This window comes from Gordonia desulfuricans NBRC 100010 (assembly GCF_001485495.1).
Classification (GTDB): domain Bacteria; phylum Actinomycetota; class Actinomycetes; order Mycobacteriales; family Mycobacteriaceae; genus Gordonia; species Gordonia desulfuricans.
The window spans coordinates 1-18,132 of record NZ_BCNF01000118.1 but is presented as its reverse complement, the minus strand read 5'-3'; the positions used below and the strand labels follow the sequence as shown (position 1 = coordinate 18,132).

Annotated in this window: 20 protein-coding genes and 1 tRNA gene; 10 read left to right on the top strand and 11 right to left on the bottom strand. The window is 67.2% G+C overall.

Going from position 1 to position 18,132, the window contains the following annotated elements; genetic code table 11:
- Positions 1–105 precede the first annotated feature (105 nt).
- Positions 106–1,221, bottom strand: coding sequence for a lipase family protein (locus tag GD1_RS18355; protein ID WP_244882878.1), 1,116 nt, complete (start codon positions 1,219–1,221; stop codon positions 106–108).
- Between GD1_RS18355 and GD1_RS25505 the strand changes: the two genes are divergently transcribed.
- The 5 genes from GD1_RS25505 to GD1_RS18335 all read left to right on the top strand — a co-directional run bounded on the left by GD1_RS25505 (position 1,133) and on the right by GD1_RS18335 (position 6,124).
- Positions 1,133–1,324 carry a hypothetical protein gene (locus tag GD1_RS25505; protein WP_244882875.1) on the top strand — a complete coding sequence of 64 codons (192 nt, stop codon included), beginning with the start codon at positions 1,133–1,135 and terminating at the stop codon, positions 1,322–1,324. The two genes, GD1_RS18355 and GD1_RS25505, sit on opposite strands and share 89 nt — an antisense overlap.
- 92 nt (positions 1,325–1,416) lie before the next feature.
- On the top strand, positions 1,417–2,247 hold the full coding sequence (locus GD1_RS18350) for an aldo/keto reductase (RefSeq protein ID WP_020792561.1): 831 nt from the start codon (positions 1,417–1,419) through the stop codon (positions 2,245–2,247).
- 126 nt (positions 2,248–2,373) lie between these two features.
- The gene (locus tag GD1_RS18345) at positions 2,374–2,805 is read left to right on the top strand and encodes a GtrA family protein (protein WP_053778704.1); all 432 of its coding nucleotides are present in this window, start codon (positions 2,374–2,376) and stop codon (positions 2,803–2,805) included.
- Positions 2,806–2,811: 6 nt separating this feature from the next.
- Positions 2,812–4,239 carry a phytoene desaturase family protein gene (locus tag GD1_RS18340; protein ID WP_053778697.1) on the top strand — a complete coding sequence of 476 codons (1,428 nt, stop codon included), beginning with the start codon at positions 2,812–2,814 and terminating at the stop codon, positions 4,237–4,239.
- A gap of 79 nt (positions 4,240–4,318) precedes the next feature.
- Positions 4,319–6,124 (top strand): glycosyltransferase, encoded by a 1,806-nt coding sequence (locus GD1_RS18335; protein ID WP_238403712.1) that lies wholly within the window; start codon positions 4,319–4,321, stop codon positions 6,122–6,124.
- A 319-nt stretch (positions 6,125–6,443) separates the two neighbouring features.
- On the opposite strand, the gene GD1_RS18330 is transcribed toward GD1_RS18335, so the two are convergent.
- The 7 genes from GD1_RS18330 to GD1_RS18300 all read right to left on the bottom strand — a co-directional run bounded on the left by GD1_RS18330 (position 6,444) and on the right by GD1_RS18300 (position 12,058).
- Positions 6,444–7,322, bottom strand: a complete 879-nt coding sequence (locus GD1_RS18330; RefSeq protein ID WP_053778698.1) for a TIGR03619 family F420-dependent LLM class oxidoreductase — start codon at positions 7,320–7,322, stop codon at positions 6,444–6,446.
- Between the two features lie 93 nt (positions 7,323–7,415).
- On the bottom strand, positions 7,416–7,889 hold the full coding sequence (locus GD1_RS18325; protein ID WP_020792795.1) for a nuclear transport factor 2 family protein: 474 nt from the start codon (positions 7,887–7,889) through the stop codon (positions 7,416–7,418).
- Positions 7,882–8,670, bottom strand: coding sequence for an SDR family oxidoreductase (locus GD1_RS18320; protein ID WP_020792796.1), 789 nt, complete (start codon positions 8,668–8,670; stop codon positions 7,882–7,884). The genes GD1_RS18325 and GD1_RS18320 overlap by 8 nt, the downstream gene beginning before the upstream one ends.
- 68 nt (positions 8,671–8,738) lie before the next feature.
- A complete protein-coding gene (glfT1, locus tag GD1_RS18315) occupies positions 8,739–9,662 on the bottom strand; it encodes a galactofuranosyltransferase GlfT1 (protein ID WP_059039064.1) in 924 nt (307 codons plus the stop codon).
- On the bottom strand, positions 9,659–10,477 hold the full coding sequence (gene wzt, locus GD1_RS18310; RefSeq protein WP_152972924.1) for a galactan export ABC transporter ATP-binding subunit Wzt/RfbE: 819 nt from the start codon (positions 10,475–10,477) through the stop codon (positions 9,659–9,661). Before wzt ends, glfT1 begins: the two co-directional genes overlap by 4 nt.
- A 17-nt stretch (positions 10,478–10,494) precedes the next feature.
- Positions 10,495–11,361: a galactan export ABC transporter permease subunit Wzm/RfbD gene (gene wzm, locus GD1_RS18305; protein WP_059039063.1), complete on the bottom strand. Its 867-nt coding sequence runs from the start codon at positions 11,359–11,361 to the stop codon at positions 10,495–10,497.
- A gap of 121 nt (positions 11,362–11,482) precedes the next feature.
- Positions 11,483–12,058, bottom strand: a complete 576-nt coding sequence (locus tag GD1_RS18300; RefSeq protein WP_020790389.1) for a bacterial proteasome activator family protein — start codon at positions 12,056–12,058, stop codon at positions 11,483–11,485.
- Between the two features lie 120 nt (positions 12,059–12,178).
- On the opposite strand from GD1_RS18300, the gene GD1_RS18295 reads away from it, so the two are divergent.
- Entirely contained in the window at positions 12,179–13,375 is a 1,197-nt protein-coding gene (locus tag GD1_RS18295) for an aminotransferase class V-fold PLP-dependent enzyme (protein WP_053778701.1), read from the top strand.
- Between the two features lie 98 nt (positions 13,376–13,473).
- Positions 13,474–13,971, top strand: a complete 498-nt coding sequence (locus tag GD1_RS18290; protein WP_020791626.1) for a MarR family winged helix-turn-helix transcriptional regulator — start codon at positions 13,474–13,476, stop codon at positions 13,969–13,971.
- Positions 13,972–14,197: 226 nt separating this feature from the next.
- Here GD1_RS18290 and GD1_RS18285 read toward each other — a convergent pair whose 3' ends face one another.
- Positions 14,198–15,172, bottom strand: a complete 975-nt coding sequence (locus GD1_RS18285; protein WP_053778702.1) for an NAD(P)H-quinone oxidoreductase — start codon at positions 15,170–15,172, stop codon at positions 14,198–14,200.
- 74 nt (positions 15,173–15,246) lie between these two features.
- Between GD1_RS18285 and GD1_RS18280 the strand changes: the two genes are divergently transcribed.
- Positions 15,247–15,331 (top strand) — tRNA-Ser (locus GD1_RS18280).
- 265 nt (positions 15,332–15,596) lie between these two features.
- On the opposite strand, the gene GD1_RS18275 is transcribed toward GD1_RS18280, so the two are convergent.
- Positions 15,597–16,697, bottom strand: a complete 1,101-nt coding sequence (locus GD1_RS18275) for a Fic family protein (RefSeq protein WP_053778703.1) — start codon at positions 16,695–16,697, stop codon at positions 15,597–15,599.
- A gap of 326 nt (positions 16,698–17,023) precedes the next feature.
- On the opposite strand from GD1_RS18275, the gene GD1_RS25070 reads away from it, so the two are divergent.
- Both GD1_RS25070 and GD1_RS25065 read left to right on the top strand, forming a co-directional pair.
- Positions 17,024–17,194, top strand: a complete 171-nt coding sequence (locus GD1_RS25070; RefSeq protein ID WP_169798201.1) for a DinB family protein — start codon at positions 17,024–17,026, stop codon at positions 17,192–17,194.
- A 151-nt stretch (positions 17,195–17,345) separates the two neighbouring features.
- Positions 17,346–17,534: a mycothiol transferase gene (locus tag GD1_RS25065; protein ID WP_020792346.1), complete on the top strand. Its 189-nt coding sequence runs from the start codon at positions 17,346–17,348 to the stop codon at positions 17,532–17,534.
- 444 nt (positions 17,535–17,978) lie between these two features.
- Here GD1_RS25065 and GD1_RS24415 read toward each other — a convergent pair.
- Positions 17,979–18,132: BBE domain-containing protein (locus GD1_RS24415; RefSeq protein WP_157079548.1), on the bottom strand; the 154-nt coding region annotated here is incomplete at its 5' end.

Sequence of the window (18,132 nt, the reverse complement as noted above, 5' to 3'; positions counted from 1 at the left end):
GTGCCCGGTTGTGGTGTGATTCGTGTCCCCGGCGTGTGGACGTCCCGGCGCGTGGGTCTCGCAGAGGCCGGCGTCACAGACCGGGGAGTCTCGCGCGGGTCATGGTCAGCGCATCAGGGCCGCCAGCCACGGGGTGGAGTCGGCCATCGACGCCAGCACCGTTCCCGAGTGGTCTTTGTCGGGATAGACGCGCAGGGTGACCGGCTGGTTGTTCGCCTTCATCTGTGCGTACAGCGACAGCGCCGACGGTGCGGGCACGTCGGTGTCGAGCAGGCCCTGGCCGAGGAAGATCGTACCCATGTACTCGGTGAGCGCCGCCCGCGCGTCCGGGATGCTGCCGACCGGCGCGGACAGGAACTGATCGAGCCGCACACCCTGCACCGCCGACGACATCTCCGGATAGCAGAGGGTGCGGGCCTTCTCCACGAGCCGCCGTCCGGCGGGGGTCAGCACCCGCTCGGGGTGCAGATCGGGGCGGACGTCGGCGAATCCGGCGAAGATGTAGGCGGTGTAGGACGTGAGCGCCTCGGGTAGCGAGACCGGGGCCGGTGGTGCCAGGGCCACCACCTGTTCGATGTTCGCGGGGGTGCCGGTGGCGACGACGCCGCGGTAGTCCAGTCCGCTGCCCGCCGACAACGCGGTGGCGGCATGGGCGGCGTTCAGGGCGGCCCCGGCCCCCTGTGAGTGCCCGACGATCGCCCATGTGCGCGACAGGGGTGCGTCGAGGTGCATCCGGTGGGCGGCGAGCACCGAGTGCACCACCGAGTTCGCCTCCACCTTGCCGTTCAGGTAGTCCATGATCCCCGGGGTGCCGAGTCCGACGTAGTCGGTGGACACGATCGCGTATCCCTGGTCGAGCCAGTGGTCGAGGTAGACCGGGTCGACGTCGCCGCGGGTATGCGCCGACGGTGTGCAGTCGTCGCCGAGCCCGGTGGTGCCGTGGGCCCACGCGATCACCGGATACCCGCCGGCGGGGGCGGGGGTACGGGGCAGGAACACCGCGCCGGTGCTCACCGCCGGCCGGTCGTGGGCGTCGCGGGTGGCATAGAGCACGCGGTAGGCGTGACCGGCCTTGGGCAGGCTCAGCGACTCGTCCAGCGGGACCTGGGCCAGCACTGTCCCCGGTGCGCCGATGGGGCCGGAGTACTCGCGGGCGTCGAGCCCCGACCAGATCGGGGCCGGTGTCGGCGGGGCGCCGTCGGCGCGTGCCGGGGTGTCGATGCCGACCAGCGTTCCGGTGACGGCCGCGGCGATCGCGGCAGCGGCGATGCGGTTCCGATGGTGCGTGGTGCGCGCGAGTTCATATGTCCGACACTATCGTTAGGCACGCGAATGATATGCGTGGCGACGCGAACAGAAGACTGTGGGATATCCGTTTTCGGGCGGAGATGTGGTAGGGCCCACTATTCTTGACGCGTGCAGATCCCGACGGTCGACCTCACATCCGGTCAGGCCTTGCCCCTGGTCGGCCTCGGAACCTTCGACATGCTGGGAATGCCTTGTGCGCAAGCTGTTTCACATGCGATCCGGGTCGGATACCGGCTGCTCGACACCGCGTCGAGATATGCCAACGAACGCAGCGTGGGAATCGGGATCGAAGAATCCGGCATCGACCGCGCCGACATGATCGTGCAGACCAAGCTCGGCGGCGGCGATCACGGATTCGACGAGGCGATCAACGCCGCGAAAGACAGCGCCCGCCGGCTCGGGGTGTCCTACATCGACGTCTATCTGATCCACTGGCCGTGCCCGAGTCTGGGCCGCATGGTGGATTCGTGGAATGCCCTGCTGACGCTGGCCGACGAGGGGTTCATCCGGACACCGGGGGTGTCGAACTTCAAAGTCCATCACCTGCAGGCGCTCTACGACGCCACCGGCCGCTGGCCCGCGATCAACCAGATCCAGTGCTCACCGGCGCTGGCGCGGTGCGAAGTCCGGGAATTCATGGAGGCCAATGGGATTCATGCACAGGCCTGGCATCCCACCGGTCGCAAGGAAGCCATGCTCGGTGACGCCGAGATCATCCGGCTGGCACGCAAATACGGCAAATCGCCCACTCAGATCGCGTTGCGGTGGGCGGTGCAGCAGGGGATCGGTGTGGTGCCGAAGTCCTCGCACAAGGGACGCCAGCGCGAGAACATCGACCTGTTCGACTTCACCTTCGACGCCGACGACATGGCGGCCCTGGAGAGCCTCGATCGCGGGGAGCAGGCGGCCCGTGACTCCGACGTCGAAGAGGAGTTCTGACGGCACCGGGATCGCCGAAGGCATCGGGTCGACTAGGGTGGCAGGGTGTCTGACCCAGGCCACGAGCACGATCCCGCGGATCCCGTCGTCCACCATCATGAGGACTACGCCCACCGGCATGCCCCGATGCCGGTGGAGCTGCCCCTCGACGACGAGGAGGCATCGACCGACGTCGACCTGAAGACCCAGCTGATCCGGTTCGTCATCACCGGTGCCGGGTCGGCGGTTCTCGACTTCGGCCTCACCATCCTGTTGCAGTACGCGCTCGGCGCACCCTATGCCCTGTCCAAGGCGCTGGGCTTCCTGCTGGGCACCACCGTCGCCTACCTGATCAACCGGCGCTGGACCTTCCGCGCCGAGCCGAGCACCGCACGTTTCATCGCGGTGATCGTGCTGTACGCGGTGACCTTCGCGGTGAACGTCGGGCTCTACGCGTGGCTCTCGTCGCTGTGGGAGGACGGCCTGCTCTACAGCGCGATCGCGTTCGTGATCGCGCAGGGCGCCGCCACCGTGATCAACTTCGTCGTCCAGCGTGCGGTCATCTTCCGTATCCGGTGACCGGCCGTGACCGCGCGGGCGGTGGTGGTCGGGTCGGGGCCCAACGGGCTGTCGGCGGCCGTCCGGCTGGCCCAGGCCGGGGTGTCGGTACAGGTGATCGAGGGTTCCGACGAGATCGGCGGTGCCACCGGAACCGGTGAACTGTCGGTTCCCGGTGTCCGCCACGACCACTGCTCGGCCGTCCACCCGCTGGGGGTCGCCTCGCCCTACCTCGCCACGCTGCCCCTCGAACGGCACGGCCTGCGGTGGCGGTGGCCCGAGATCGACTGTGCCCACCCGCTCGACGACGGCACCGCCGGGCTGCTCCACCGCGACCTCGACACCACCGTCGCCGGTCTCGGCGCCGACGGCCGACGCTGGCGTGCCCTCGTCGGGCCGCTGACCGACCGGTTCGACGCCATCGCCGCCGACATCCTCGGTCCGGTCCTGCGCGTTCCCCGGCATCCGTTCGCCACGGCCCGATTCGGGGTCCGGGCACTCGCCCCGGCGAGCACCCTCGCCCGGACGCTGCGCACCCCTCAGGCCCGCGCCCTGCTGATCGGGATGGCCGCCCACGGCTTCACCCGGCTCGACCGGCCGGGATCGGCGGCGGTCGCGATGATGCTCGTCGCGGCCGGACACCGCAGTGGCTGGCCGGTCGCCGAGGGCGGATCGTCGGCGATCACCGCGGCGATGGCCGGCCTGCTGACCGAACTCGGCGGCACCATCACCACCGGCGTGCACATCCGGCGCCGCACCGATCTGCCCGACGCCGACCTGGTGCTGCTCGACGTGATGCCCCCGGCGGCGGCGGAGATCCTCGGGGCCGAGCAGCCCCGGCGGATCGGACGCGCCTATCGGCGTCGGCGGTCGGTGGGGGCGGCCTACAAGGTCGACTATGTGATCGACGGCGAGGTGGGTTGGACGGCAACCGATTGCGCGCGGGCCGGAACCGTCCACCTCGGCGGTTCGGCGGCCGAGATCGTCGAGGCCGAACGTCAGGTGGTCTCCGGGGTGATGCCGGAGCGGCCGTTCGTGCTGATCGGGCAGCAGTGGCTGGCCGATCCGGGCCGGGCCGCGGGACGGTTGCGCCCGCTGTGGGCGTATGCCCATGTTCCCGCGGGGTACCCCGGAGACGTCACCGATGCCGTGACTGCCCAGATTGACCGATTTGCACCAGGTTTCGCCGATCGCGTGGTAGCGGCGCATGTGACCACGCCGCAGGAATCACAGCGCCGCAATCCCAATCACGTCGACGGTGACATCGGAGGTGGCCCCAATGATCTCCGGAACTTGATCGGACGACCCAGGTTGTCGATGAACCCTTATGCCACTGGGGTTTCCGGGGTGTACCTGTGTTCGTCGGCCACTCCTCCGGGTGGTGGTGTGCACGGGATGTGCGGTGTCCACGCGGCGCAGGCGGCGCTGCGCTACCTCGCATCGGGGTCGCGGTGAGTTAGTCTCGTGGCGAGACGGGGAAGCCAGATGAGATCCCGCACGACAGGTGAGGCCCTGCATGCAGCACGAGCATCGGATGACCGTTCAACGAACACTGTTCGCCGGACCCGATCCCCGGGTGGTCCCGGGCATGTACGTCGACGCCGATCTCGCCCGAATCCGGCCCGAACGCACCGCACTACGGCTCGAACCCGGTGCCGTGGTGAGCACCAACACCTACTTCGGCAGGTTCGCCGCGAGCTACTGGCAGCGCTACACCGCCGTCACCGACGTCCGGCTGACCCTGCACCACGCGTGTGGGCCGCAGACGCTGCTACGGCTCGACGTGGTGGCCTCCGATGCGAGCGGTCGGCGCCGTCCGCTGCAGACCCGGGAGATCACCTGTCAGGGCGAGGTGAGTGTGGATCTCGAGATCCGTCGCTTCGTCGACGGTGGCGGGATCTGGTTCGAGCTGACCGCGATCGGCGGGGGCGCACAGATCTCCGAGGTCACCTGGTCGGTGCCCGCGCCGGAACGGGACCGGCGGATCTCGGTGGTGATGTGCACATACGACCGTCCCGCGGAGGCGATCTCGACCCTGCTGACCCTCGGCGGTGACGCCGCGGCCGCCGACCTGATCGACGCGGTCCACGTCGTCGACCAGGGGACCCGACGCGTCGAAGACCACGACGAGTTCCATCGCGTGAAGAGTCTGCTGGGCGATCGGCTCCACTACGTCACGCAGCCGAATCTCGGTGGGGCGGGCGGCTTCAATCGCGGCATCCGCGAACTGACCCGCTCCGGCGAGTGCAGCACCGACATCGTCGTCATGGACGACGACATCCTGTGCGAACCCGAGTCGGTGATCCGGTTGTCGGCGATGTCGGCCAACGCCACCCGCCCGATCCTGGTGGGTTCACAGATGCTGTTGCTGTCGGAGACCTACCGGGTGCACATGACCGGCGAATGGGAGGCGCTCGACGAGCTGAAGGCCGGACGTCCCAGCGCCAACGGCAGGAACGGGCTCGACGCGCTGACCGATCAGCAGGACGTCCGCACCGACGCCGGCTGGAACGGGTGGTGGTCTTGTCTGCTGCCGGCCGAGGCGGTGGCAGCCGTGGGGCTGTCGTTGCCGTTGTTCTTCCAGTGGGACGACATCGAGTTCGGCATCCGCGCCCGCAAGGCCGGTTTCCCCACCGTCACACTGCCGAATGCCGGTGTGTGGCATGCCGATTTCCACCTGAAGGACTACAACGACTGGACGCGCTACTTCAGCTGGCGCAACGCGATGATCGTGTCGGCGATCCACGGCCGGTTCGATCCGAAGCAGATCAGTGGGGTGGTCGCCCGCGAGATCACCCAGCACATCGTCTCGATGCAGTACGGCCTGGCCGAGACCTTCCTGCTCGCGGTGCGTGACTTCATCAGCGGGCCATCGGTGCTGCACGACGGCGGGCAGGCCAAGCTCGGTGAGCTGGCCCGGCTGCGGGCCGACTACCCCGACACCGTCCGCGTGGACGCCGCGACCGGACTCGCCGCCGATCCGCCGATCGTGGTGAAAGGTCCGGATCCGCAGCGGGATAGGCTGGATCAGGTGCTGGCCAAGCGGGTGGTCAAACAATATCTGGGCCGGCTCGCCCCGGGTCGCGTCGCGATCTCCGCCCACGACAATCGCTGGTGGCATGTCGGCCTGTTCGCCGAGGCCGTCGTCACCGACTCCTCCCAGACCGGTGTCCGAATCCGACGCCGGGACAAGGGTATCGCCGTCCGGCAGGCCCGTGAGCTGGCGCGCCTGTGCCTGGAGCTGCGGCGCCGGGGTCCCGAGCTGGCCGAGATGTGGCGGTCGGCGGTCCCGGAGCTCACCGGCCCCGACAACTGGCAACGCCTGTTCGACGGAGAGTGACAACCTAATACGGTGGTTGAGCCGGGACCGAGCGTAGCGAGGACCCGTGTCGAAACCTCGGTAGGGCACTTCGGGTGGTGACCACCTCGAAGTGCACGGTGCCCTCGCTACGCTCCTCGTCGGATCAACCATCCATGGTGGCAACCTAATACGGTGGTTGAGCCGGGACCGAGCGTAGCGAGGACCCGTGTCGAAACCTCGGTAGGTCACCTCCGATGGTGACCACCTCGAACTAAACGGTGCCCTCGCTACGCTCCTCGTCGGATCAACCATCGACGGCAGCAGCACTATTCGTTGATTGATCCAGGACGGAGAATCGCTATCGGTTCACCTTCGCGATGACGTTGTCGGCGTACCAGTTGAGGTGGTCGATCTTCTTCTGCAGCGGTTCGGTGTCCTGCCCGATGATGTAGGGCACTCGGAATCCGACGATCACGTCGGTGATCCCCTTGTCCTCCAGCCGCTTGCATCCGTCGACGGTGTAGGCGTCGAGCGAGATGACATGGATCTCGAACGGGTCGTCGGCCTTGCCCTCGGCCTTGCGGATGGCCGCGATCCGGTCGAGCAGGGCGTCGAGTTCCTCGGCGGGACCGCCGCCGTGCATCCAGCCGTCACCGCGGATCACCGCGCGGCGCAGTGCGGCGTCGGCGTGCCCGCCGACGAGCAGCGGCACCGGCTCGGTGGGTGCCGGGGTCATCTTGACCTTCGGGATGTCGTAGAACTCGCCGTGGAACTCGAAGTACTCGCCGGTGGTGAGTCCGCGGAAGATGTCCATGCACTCGTCCATGCGCTTGCCGCGGCGGGCGAAGTCCACCCCCATGACGTCGTAGTCCTCGGGCCACGGGCTGGTGCCCACACCCAGGGCCAGCCGGTTGCCGGTCAGGTATGCCACCGACGCGGCCTGCTTGGCGACCAGGGCCGGCGGGCGTACCGGAAGCTTCAGCACGAATGGGGTGAACCGGATCGACGAGGTCACCGCACCGAGTGCGGCGGCCTGGATGAAGGTCTCGATGAACGCCTTGTCCTCGAGGAACTCGCGGTTGCCGTCGGGTGTGTACGGATAGGTGGCATCCGACTCCTCCGGGTAGGCGAGTGAATCGGGGATGGTGAACCCGGCGAATCCGGCCTTCTCGGCGGCCTGCGCGAGTGGCGCATAGTAGGCGGGATCGGTCATGGCCTCGGCGAAGGTGAACCGCACGATATGCCTCCTCGGGTGGGCGGGACGACTACCACGCTAGAACACGTTCTAGTCGAAGGAATGGGGTTTGTCCGGATCGGTCGGAGTGAATCGTCAGGCGAGGGCCGGGCCGGGGGTGAGATGGAATCGCAGACCGCCGAGGTTCATCGTCGCCTCGTAGGTGCGGTCGTAGGCGGTGGCAGCGATCCGCCAGCCGTCGGCGGTGCGCCGGTAGGTGTCGCGATAGAACGCCGCACCGATCAGCATGAAATCCATCTCCGACACGATCACCCGGTCCTGCAGATACCACTCGCCGGTCGCGGTGTCGCCGTCTACGACGATGACCGGATGGGTCACCCGATGTTCGGTGATGACCGACGGCCCGAGGGTCTGGCGCATGTAGGCCACCAGGTCGGCGCGATTGTCGAAGGCGAGCGGTGTGCCGTCGACGGTGGAGCCGTATGCGGCGGTGACGTCGTCGGCGAGGGTGGCGGCGAAATCGTCCCAGTGTTTGGTGTCCAGGCCGCGCAGATACCGGTACTTGAGGCGTTCGATCGCGGTGCGGTCGGCACCGGCGGGATCAGACATCGGGGATCTCCAACTCGAAGTTGGGGGCGACGAGTCCGCCGTCGGGTTCGAGCAGCTTGCCGGTCAGATATGCCCCGGCGGGAGACGCGAGATACAGTGCGGCAGTGGCGATGTCCTCGGGTTCGCCGAGACGGCGCAGCGGGGTCTTCTGTTCGATCGCCGAGCGAAGGTTCTCGTCGGCGGCCACCACCTCCAGCGCCGAGGTGACGATGGATCCGGGTGCGATGGCGTTCACCCGGATGTGGGGATTGAGGTCGAGTGCGGCCAGTCGGGTGTAGTGCACCAGCGCGGCCTTGACCGTCCCGTAGGTGGCGAATCCGCGGCCGGAGAGGTGCCCCACGGCCGAGGCGATGTTGATGATCGATCCGCCGCCCGGTGCCTGCCTCAGATGCGGAACTGCCGCCAGTGTCAACGAATGTGCGGTCAGGACGTTGAAATCGAATGCTCGCGCAAGGTCTTTCGTGCGCGTGCGCATCAGCGGCGACGGATAGGCGCCGCCCACATTGTTGACGACTATGTCGAGACGACCGAACTCCTCGATGGTCGGTGCGACGAGATCGCCGGGTTCGGTGGCCGCCAGATCGGCGGGGACGACCAGGGCGCGGCGCCCGACTGAGCGGACCTGCTCGGCGACCGATTCGAGCTCGTCGACATTGCGGGCCGAGAGCACGACGTCGGCACCGGCCTCGGCGAAGGCGGTCGCGATGGTGGCACCGATACCCCGTCCGGCACCGGTGACGACGGCAACCCTGTCGTCGAGGCGGAAGCGGTCAAGAATCACGTTCGCAACTCTAAATTAGAACGTGTTCTACCGTCAATCGGTGGCGGTGAATGCCGATTCCGGCGCATTCACGGTCGGACGAAATGCTCTTTTCGTCCCAGTCGTTGCAGGCGCAGCCATTCGCGGAAACCGTCGACGTCGCGCTGCTGGACGAGGAAATACCACCCGAACCGCGCGTACTCCTGCGGCAGCAGTCTGCGCATACCCGGCTGGCTCATCAGGTAGCCGCGATTGCGGTAGGTGAAGAACCGTTTGGTCGCGTTGTCGGGGTACTGGGTGTGCATCCGCCCGCCGAGGATCGGCCGGAACTCGTCGGAGCCGTACGGATGCAGATACGCCGTCGTCAGGCAGGTTCCGAATGCCAGACCCGACCGCTGCAGCCGGCGGTGCATCTCCACCTCGTCGCCGCGGAAGAACAGCCGCAGGTCCGGGACGCCGATCATCTCGAGGGCCTCGGCGCGGAACAGTGCGCCGTTGAACAGCGATGCGATGTCGGGCAGCAGGTCGTCGCCGCTGTCGGCACCGTTCTCGAACAGTTCCGAACGCTTGCGGCGCCACACCAGTCCGCGTCGCAGCGGGAAGGCGAGGGTGTCGGGGTCGTCGATGTTGGCGACCACCGGCGACACCTCCGACAACTCGTGGCGCCGGGCGCAGTCGAGCAGGGTGGCGAGTACCTCGGGGCCCTCCGGGCGGCCGTCGTCGTCGGCGCACCACACCCAGTTCGCGCCCAGTGCCAGTGCGTGCAGCATGCCGAGGGCGAATCCGCCGGCCCCGCCGAGATTGCGTTTCGATCCGAGGTAGGTGGCCGGAACCGGTTGTGCGGCAACCAGGTCGGCCACCTGCTGTTCGTCGGCGTTGTCGACGACGACGATGTGGTCGACCGGGCGTGACTGCTCGGACACCACGGCCAGTGAGGCCTTCAGCAACTCGGCGCGGCGATGGGTCACCACCACCGCGACCACGGTCTCGGAGGTGCTGTGCGGCACGCTCATTCGGCGGATTCCTGTCGAGCCATCCCGGCGATCACCTCGCGGACGTGTGCGGCGGCGTCCGGGCCCTCGTAGGCGCCGACCACCTCCTCGATCCCGCCGTCCATCCGGATCTCGCCGTGGTCGACCCACAGGGCACGGTCACACAGCTGGGCGAGGAACTCGTTGGAGTGGCTGGCGAAGACCAGGATGCCCGACCGCTCGACGAGTGCGGCCAGTCGCGCGCGGGCCTTCTTCATGAACTCGGCGTCCACCGCGCCGATCCCCTCGTCGAGGATCAGGATCTCCGGATCGATGCTGGTCACCACGCCCAGCGCCAGACGCACCCGCATGCCGGTGGAGTAGGTGCGCAACGGCATCTGCAGGTAGTCGCCGAGTTCGGAGAACTCCGCGATCTCGTCGATCTTCTTGAGCATCTCCTTGCGGCTCATGCCCAGGAACATGCCGCGGATAATGATGTTCTCGTAGCCGGAGATCTCCGGGTCCATGCCCACGCCGAGGTCGAAGACCGGTGCCACCCGGCCGGTCACCTGGCAGGCGCCACGGGTGGGCTCGTAGATCCCCGACAGCAACCGCAGCAACGTCGACTTGCCGGCGCCGTTGTGGCCGACCAGGCCGATGCGGTCGCCGTGCTCGAGATGCAGGTCGATGTTCTTGAGCGCCTCGACGACGACCACGTTGGAGGAGTTGGAGCCGATCACGCCACCGGCGGCCCCGATCACCGATTTCTTCAGCGAGCGGGTCTTGGCGTCGAAGATGGGGAAGTCGACGCAGGCGCCCCACGTGTCGACGCGGACCGAACTGTTCATGCTGGTCATGCTCATCTGTGTCTCTCTCACACCCAGTAGGCCACGCGGGCCCGGTAGTTGCGCATCACCAGGATCGCCATCAGCCAGCCGACGGCGGTGCAGGCCAGCACGATCAGCCAGTGGTAGAAGGCCACCGACTGCCCCAGCAGCGGGCCGCGGGTGATCTCCAGGTAGTGATACATCGGGTTGAGCTCGACCAGCTTGAGCCGCTCGGACTGCTCGCCGGTCTGCCGGCCGAGGCTGTCGGTGGTCCAGATGATCGGGGTCATGAAGAACACCAGCTGCACCGCGGTGGTCAGCAGCTGACCGATGTCGCGGAATCGGGTCGACAGGATGCCGAACACGATGGTCACCCAGATGCCGTTGAGCACGAACAGCGCGATCGCCGGGATGACCAGCACCACGGTCCAGTTCAGCGGCTGCGGGAAGACGATCAGGATCACCAGGTAGATGACGATGTTGTGGGCGAAGATGATCAGCTGCCGCCACGAGTTGCGATACACGTGCACGCTCACCGGTGCGGGCAGCTGTTTGATCAGGCCCTCGTTCTTGGAGAACACCTCCGCGCCGTCGAGGATCGAGTTCTGGATGAAGTTCCAGAAGATGAACCCGAGCGTCACGTACGGCAAGAAGGTCTTGATGTCCATGTGGAACAGCTGGCCGTAGAGCAGGCCCATCGCGACGGCGGTGACGCCGGTGGCGATGGTGATCCACAGCGGACCGAGCACCGAGCGCCGGTACCGCTGCTTGATGTCCTGCCAGCCGAGATGCAGCCACAGCTCGCGGGACCGCAGGCCGGCCGCCATGTCGCCGAATGCCCGACGCAGGCTCCGCGACTGAATCCCCGGCGGGGGCGGCGGGATGATCCGCTGGTCGTTCACTTCCGCTGACACGAGCCCCCACAATACTTGCCGGTCAGAACTGCGCCGCCGCCGACCGAGGGAACCGGGCGGACACCGGCGCGCAAGCCGGGGCCGCTGCCGCGCGGGTCGTCGGCGACGGCGCAGACGATGGTCAGAGGTACTGCCCGGTGTTGCCGTGCCCGCCGACCGGCGGCGTCATCCCCGGTGGGAGCGCACCCTGACGCATCTGTTCGAGCTGTGCGCGGGCCGCCATCTGCTGGGCGAACAGCGCGGTCTGGATGCCGTGGAACAGGCCCTCCAGCCAGCCGACCAGCTGTGCCTGCGCGATCCGCAACTCGGCGTCGGACGGGGTGGCGTCGTCGGTGAACGGCAGTGCGAGGCGTTCGAGTTCTTCCCGCAGTTCCGGGGCGAGGCCGTCCTCGAGTTCCCGGATCGACGACTGGTGGATCGCCCGGAGACGGTTGCGGCTCGCATCGTCGAGCGGAGCCGCCCGGACCTCCTCGAGGAGCTGCTTGATCATGGTGCCGATCCGCATCACCTTGGCCGGCTGCTCCACCATGTCGGCGACGCTGTGGCCTTCGTCGGAGTTCTCGGCGGCCGCGGTGGCACCGAGCGGGGCACTCGCGCCGACGAGGACGACGCGGTCGTCGGGGGAGCCGTGCTCGCCGTCGGGATCGGGGTTGCCGAACGGGTTGTCGGGGTTGGCGTCGATGACCATGCGCTCCATTGTGCCAATCGTGACCGACGGCGGGGCGGGCCGACGGCGCCCGGGTGGGCGTGCCGGGGTCGGGGCGCGGGGCGGGCGATCCCGGGCGGTACGGGACCGGCCGGCGTCTATCGTGTTCGCATGGCGTTCGACGTCGCGCATGTCCGTGGACTCTTCCCCTCGCTCGGCGACGGTTGGATCCACCTCGACCCGCAGGCCGGCATGCTCATCCCGGACTCGGTGGCCAGCGCCGTGTCCACCGGGTTCCGCCAGCTCGTCGCGGCTCCCGGCGGACGGTATCCGGCCGCGGAGGCCACCGCCGAGGCACTCGACGGTGCTCGCCGGGCCCTGGCCGACCTCACCGCGACCTCCCCGGGGGCAGTGGTGCTCGGGCCGTCGCGCAGCGTGCTGCTGTGGACCCTGGCCGAGGCGATCAACCCCAACACCTGGCTGACCGGGAACGTGGTGGTCAGCCGCGCCGACGACGAACCGAACATCGTGCCGTGGGTGCGGGCGGTGGGCCGGGTGGGCGGCCGGGTGCGGTGGGCCGAGATCGACGTGGAGACCGGTGAGCTGCCCACCTGGCAGTACGACGACCTGATCGACGAGCAGACGGCGGTGGTGGCGGTGCCGCTCGCGTCGTCGACGATGGGCACGCTGACCGACGTGTCGGAGATCGCCCGGCGTACCCGCGAGGTGGGGGCGCTGCTGGTGGTCGATGCGTCGAGTGCCGCCCCGTATGTGCCGCTCGACGCCGCCGAACTCGGTGCCGACGTGCTGGTGGTGTCGGCGGAGAACTGGGGTGGGCCGCGGATGTCGGCGCTGGCCTTCGCCGACCCGCACACCCTCGACCGACTGGCCACGCTGTCCTCCGATCCGCGGACCACCGGGCCCGCACGGCTGGAGGTGGGTGAGCACCAGGGGGCGCTGCTGGCCGGGGTGGTCGCGTCGGTGGAGCATCTCGCCGGGCTCGATCCGGATGCGCTGGGCAAACGCCGACGCCGGCTGGTCACCGCGCTCGACGGGGTCGGGGAGTACCTGCAACGGCTCGGCTACTACCTGACCACCACTCTCGACCAGCTCAATCACGTCTCGGTGATCGGTGGCGGAGACCGGCGGATCCCGCTGGTCAGCTTCGCCGTCGACGGGGTCGGTGCCGACACCGTGGTGCGTCGCCTCGCCGACAACGGGATCTGTGCGCTCGCCGACCGTCCGAGCCGCGCCTTGGCCCGGATGGGGGCCGACGACTTCGGCGGAGCGGTCACCATCGGTCTCGGCCCGTATTCGGCGCCGTACGAGGTCGACCACCTGGTCCGCACCCTCGGGTCACTTGCCTGACGGGTGGAAGGTAGCTTGCCTGACGGGTGGAAGATTGTCGTCTCTCCGATGGACGCCCGATTGGGCTGAGGTCGGGGACCTGAACTATGTTGAGGAAAGTGAACACTGGGAAGTCAGATGCGGGGAGCGACGACCTACCGGCGGCAGAAGGGCGCGATCAACGCCTGGGTGCAGACCAGCTGAAGGTCTGGCACACCTTCGTCGACGGTGGGTGGGCACTGATGGCCCAGGTGCAAGCGCACTTCGGGGCGCAGGGTGTGGTGGCCACCGACATGCGGTTGCTGGAGATCATCGCCGAACGTGAGTCGGCCGGGATCAGTGAACTCGCCACCGCCATGCATGCCGGGTTGAGCACTGTGTCCCGGGTGGTCAGCCGCCTCCTCGACGAAGGGCTACTCGATCGGGTGCCGTCGCACGTCGACGCCCGCCACCGGCTCGTGCGGATCACCGAGGCCGGCCGGGCCGAACTCGACCGGCAGCTGGTCCTGCGCGACCAGGTCATCCGACGCTGCGTCGTCGACGCGCTCAGTGAAGACGAGTACCGGCAGATCGGCGACATCTTCGCCAAGGTCCGCGACGCCTGCGTGGAACCCTAACCGGGCGCCCAACCGCGTTGACCGGGTACCCGATCTCGTTGGCCGGGCTCCCGATCCCGTTGACTGGGCACCCGATCCCGTTGACCGGGCGCCCAATCCCGTTGACTGGGCGCCCGATCCCGTTGACTGGGCGCCCAATCCCGTTGACTGGGCGCCCAATCCCGTTGACCGGGCGCCTAACCGTGTTGACTGGGCGCTCGATCGCGTTGACCGGGTACCGATCTCGTCAGTCGGCCACCCGCAGCAGGATCTTGCCGACCGCATCGCCGCTCGTCAGCCGCGAATGCGCCTGATCGGCGTCGGCGAGATCGAAGACGCCGTCGACGACGGGCCGGATCTTTCCTGCCTCGATCAGTGGCCAGGTGACCTCGCGGGTTCGGGAGACGATGTGGCCCTTGCCATCCGCGCCGTCGACCGGACGGGCGCGCAGCGTGGTGCCGATCACCGATGCGCGCTTGTTCATCAGCGTCGCGATCGACAACTCGGCCTTGGTGCCGCCCTGCATCCCGATGATCACCAGACGTCCACCGGTGGCGAGCGCGGACACGTTCTGCGCCAGATACTTTGCGCCGATGATGTCGAGGATGACGTCGGCGCCACCGTGCTCGAGCACCACCTCCGCGAAATCCTCTGCGGTGTAGTCGATCAGGATGTCGGCGCCGAATCCCGCACAACGCTCGAGCTTGTCCCGGGTGCGGGCGGTGACCGCCACCCGTGCGCCCAGGGCGTGTGCCAATTGAGTTGCATGCGTACCGATTCCGCTGGAACCTCCGTGGATCAGCAGGAGTTCGTCGGACTGCAGGTGTGCCGCCTCGACGAGATTCGACACCACTGTGCAGGCAACCTCGGGCAGGGCCGCGGCATCGCGTAGGGACACCCCGGCCGGTACCGGTAGTACCTGTGGTGCGGGGACGACGACGCGTTCAGCGTAGCCGCCGCCGGCAAGAAGGGCGCAGACCTCGTCGTCGACGGCCCAGCCGTCCACACCCTCACCGATCGCCGAGATCCGTCCCGACACCTCCAGGCCCAGGGTGTCCGGCGCACCCGGCGGCGGCGGATAGTGCCCGGCACGCTGCAGCAGATCGGCACGGTTCACCCCCGCGGCGACGACGTCGATCACCACCTCGCCGGGGCCGACGACGGGGTCGGGGATGGTGGAGATCGACAACTCACCGGACGGGGACACTGTGATCGCGCGCATGTGCCGATCGTGGCACATCTCGTCACCGAGTCGGTGTGACCCCACGTCGGGAGGTCACGTACCCTTTGCGGCAGGGAAGCGTGGCAGAGCGGCCGAATGCACTCGCCTTGAAAGCGAGCGTGGGTAAAACCACCGGGGGTTCAAATCCCTCCGCTTCCGCCGAGGCCCTCACCTGTCTGTGCAGGTAGGGCTCTTTTACCGTACGGCGGGGGCGTCTGTGGGCCTTGCTGCCCACGATTCGCCCACACCCGCTGCTGATCAGGCGAGTCCGTGGGCTACACCGACGGTATCGGGATCCTCGTCGAACAAGTCGGTCGGGAGCTGTAGTGCCAGGTCGCGAGCTCCAGATGTAACCTAGGTCACTAAAAACTGCTAACTTTGTTAGCTGTTTTTCATACTTTTTCGAGCCATGTAAACATCCTTTCTATGTCGCGACCAGGGGCTCAGGGCGAGCCAGCACACGCAGGAACTCGCGGTTGATGAACAGGCGGTCGCGCCCAACTTTGATGTCCTGAAGTAGCCCGGCTGCGGCGAGAGAACCGAGCCAGCTCGTAGCCGTCGGACGTGACACGTCACAACGCTCTACCACTGTGTTGATGCGGCAGTAGGGCTGCTCGAACAGGAGCGACTGAAACTCAGAGTGTGCGGTGCCCTTGTTGATTGCACGCGAACGCTGTCCGAAGCTTTCCTGGAGATCGCGTATGGCGTCGATCTTGCGGAGGGTCATCAACGACGTGCTCTCGATACCGGCGAGAATGTAGAGCACCCACTCTTCCCATGCGCCTTCCGACGTGACGGCGAGAAGGAGTCGGTAGTAGTTGTTCTTGGTGTCGATGATGTAGCGAGACAGGTACAGGACTGGCATCCGTAGGAGTTCTGCCTCAACCAGCATCAGGACGTTCAGAATTCGTCCGGTTCGTCCGTTGCCATCCGAGAACGGATGAATCGCTTCGAACTGGTAGTGAGCGGCAGCCATACGGACGAGGGGGTCGAGTCCGTCTTCGGCATGAACGAAGTGTTCCCATGCGTTCAGCTTCTCCACGATCAAGTCCCGCCCCTCGGGTGGGCTGTATACGACCTCGCCGGTGCCAGGGTTCGCGATTCTCGTCCCTGGGACGGCTCGTACCTTCATCTCGCGGGCCTTGATGATGCTGCACACGGCCGACGCAGTTGAGGCCGTAAGTCCCCGTTCCTGGGTAAGGGAGAACCCTCTGCGTAGGGCGGTGCGGTAACGCAGGGTCTCGCGAGTGGCTGCGTCGGCTGACGCCTCGTCGTCGTCGATGTGGCGAAACAGTTCGTCTGTCGTGGTGACGATGTTCTCGATCTCGGAGCTGGCCTGCGCCTCCAGGACGGGGATCGAGTTGATCAGGACGGTCGGGTTGGGCATTGAGAACGCAGCCTGGTCAAGCTTTGCAAGAGCAGTTCTCGCGCCGATGGCTGCTTTGAGTACAGACCTGGTCTCCAGTACGTCAACCTCGGGTGGTGGTGGTAGTGCGTTGTATGGCTTCTCGGGCTCCCAGGTCATGCGGCTGACCCTCTCACAGCTCGCCACAATATGTAAAGTTTGAGGCAAGATTTTTACATGTTTTGGTGGTATGTGAACTTAGTTTGCAGTTGTGTCGGGCCCCAACTGGGGCCTCCTCGTGGTCGAGGTGTCGGAGACGGGCCGCCCACGTGTTGCCGCAATTGCGCGCGAACAGGGGTGATGCGAACCAACCGGGGATGCTTCACAGGGCCTGGTGAGGTGTCGGTGGTGAGCATGTCTCATGGTGTGGGACCCGCATCTGACATGCCGGGGCGGTCGATGCGTCCGCGGAGGTGGCCGGTGTTTCGGTGCCCAGGAGGGCTGCGATGATCAAGCGATTGGTCGAAGACCCGCGAGTTCACCCGCCGCAGAGCGCAGGCGAACGTGCCTCGCTGACTGCGTTCCTGGACTACCACCGCGCAACGCTCGCGATGAAGTGCGAAGGGGCGACGGACGACGACCTCAAGCGCGGTGCGCCGTCCCGCCGTCTGCTCTGACGCTGCTCCGGCTGATCCGACACATGGCTGCCGTGGAGATGAGCTGATTCAGCGTCGTGCTCGACGGCGCCGACGCCCAACCAATATGGGCGACGAGCGCCGACGGCAGCTTCGAGGTGGACGCTTCCGATGCGCGGGAGACATTCATTCGATGGCACAACGCGTGCAGGACCTCGCGCGGCGTTCTCGCGCAGCTCCCGACCTCGACTACACGGTGGAGTCTGACGGTGAGGCCTACTCGGTACGGTACGTGCTACTGCACATGATCGAGGAGCACGCCCGCCACAGCGGGCACGCCGACCTTCTTCGGGAGGCTATCGACGGTCAGGTCGGCGAGTAGCGACTATCTGACGATCGGCGCTCGCCGGACCGTCGCGCGCATCGGATGAATCAGTGACTTCTATTGCCCGCGAGCATATCTCGCAGTCTCGCTCGCCAGAATCTGTGCCTCGTCCACGGGTAGCATCATCGCCGGCCCGTCGCCGAAGCGGTGCAGGTTCGGACCCGTTACGCGGACGACGACGTGCGCGGGTGGCCCATTTGGCGGTCGGCCCGGAGGGGCGATGATCATTCCGTCGAGGCGGATGGTGGCAGGGTCGTCGAGGGAGCCCGGCGCGATGTACCAGTGTGGCCGGGTCGTTGCACGCATCCGGTGTCGAGGAGACGATTGCGCTGGGTCGGGATGCCGGCCTCGACGTCATGCCGGCCAGACGGGTGAATCGTCGATCGGGGCCGTCAGAGTGCCTTGGGCACAACAGGACCGAATTCCCGCGGTGATCACGGTTCACGTCGTGACACCGAGCTTGTGGGTGAAGCAGCCGAGTGGATCCCACCGGGCTTTCGCTTCTTGTAGGCGAGCGTAGTTCGCTTGGTGGTAGAGGACATGCCAGGGCACGTCCGGGTTCCATTCCGGGGCGGCCATGTCGGAGTCGGGATAG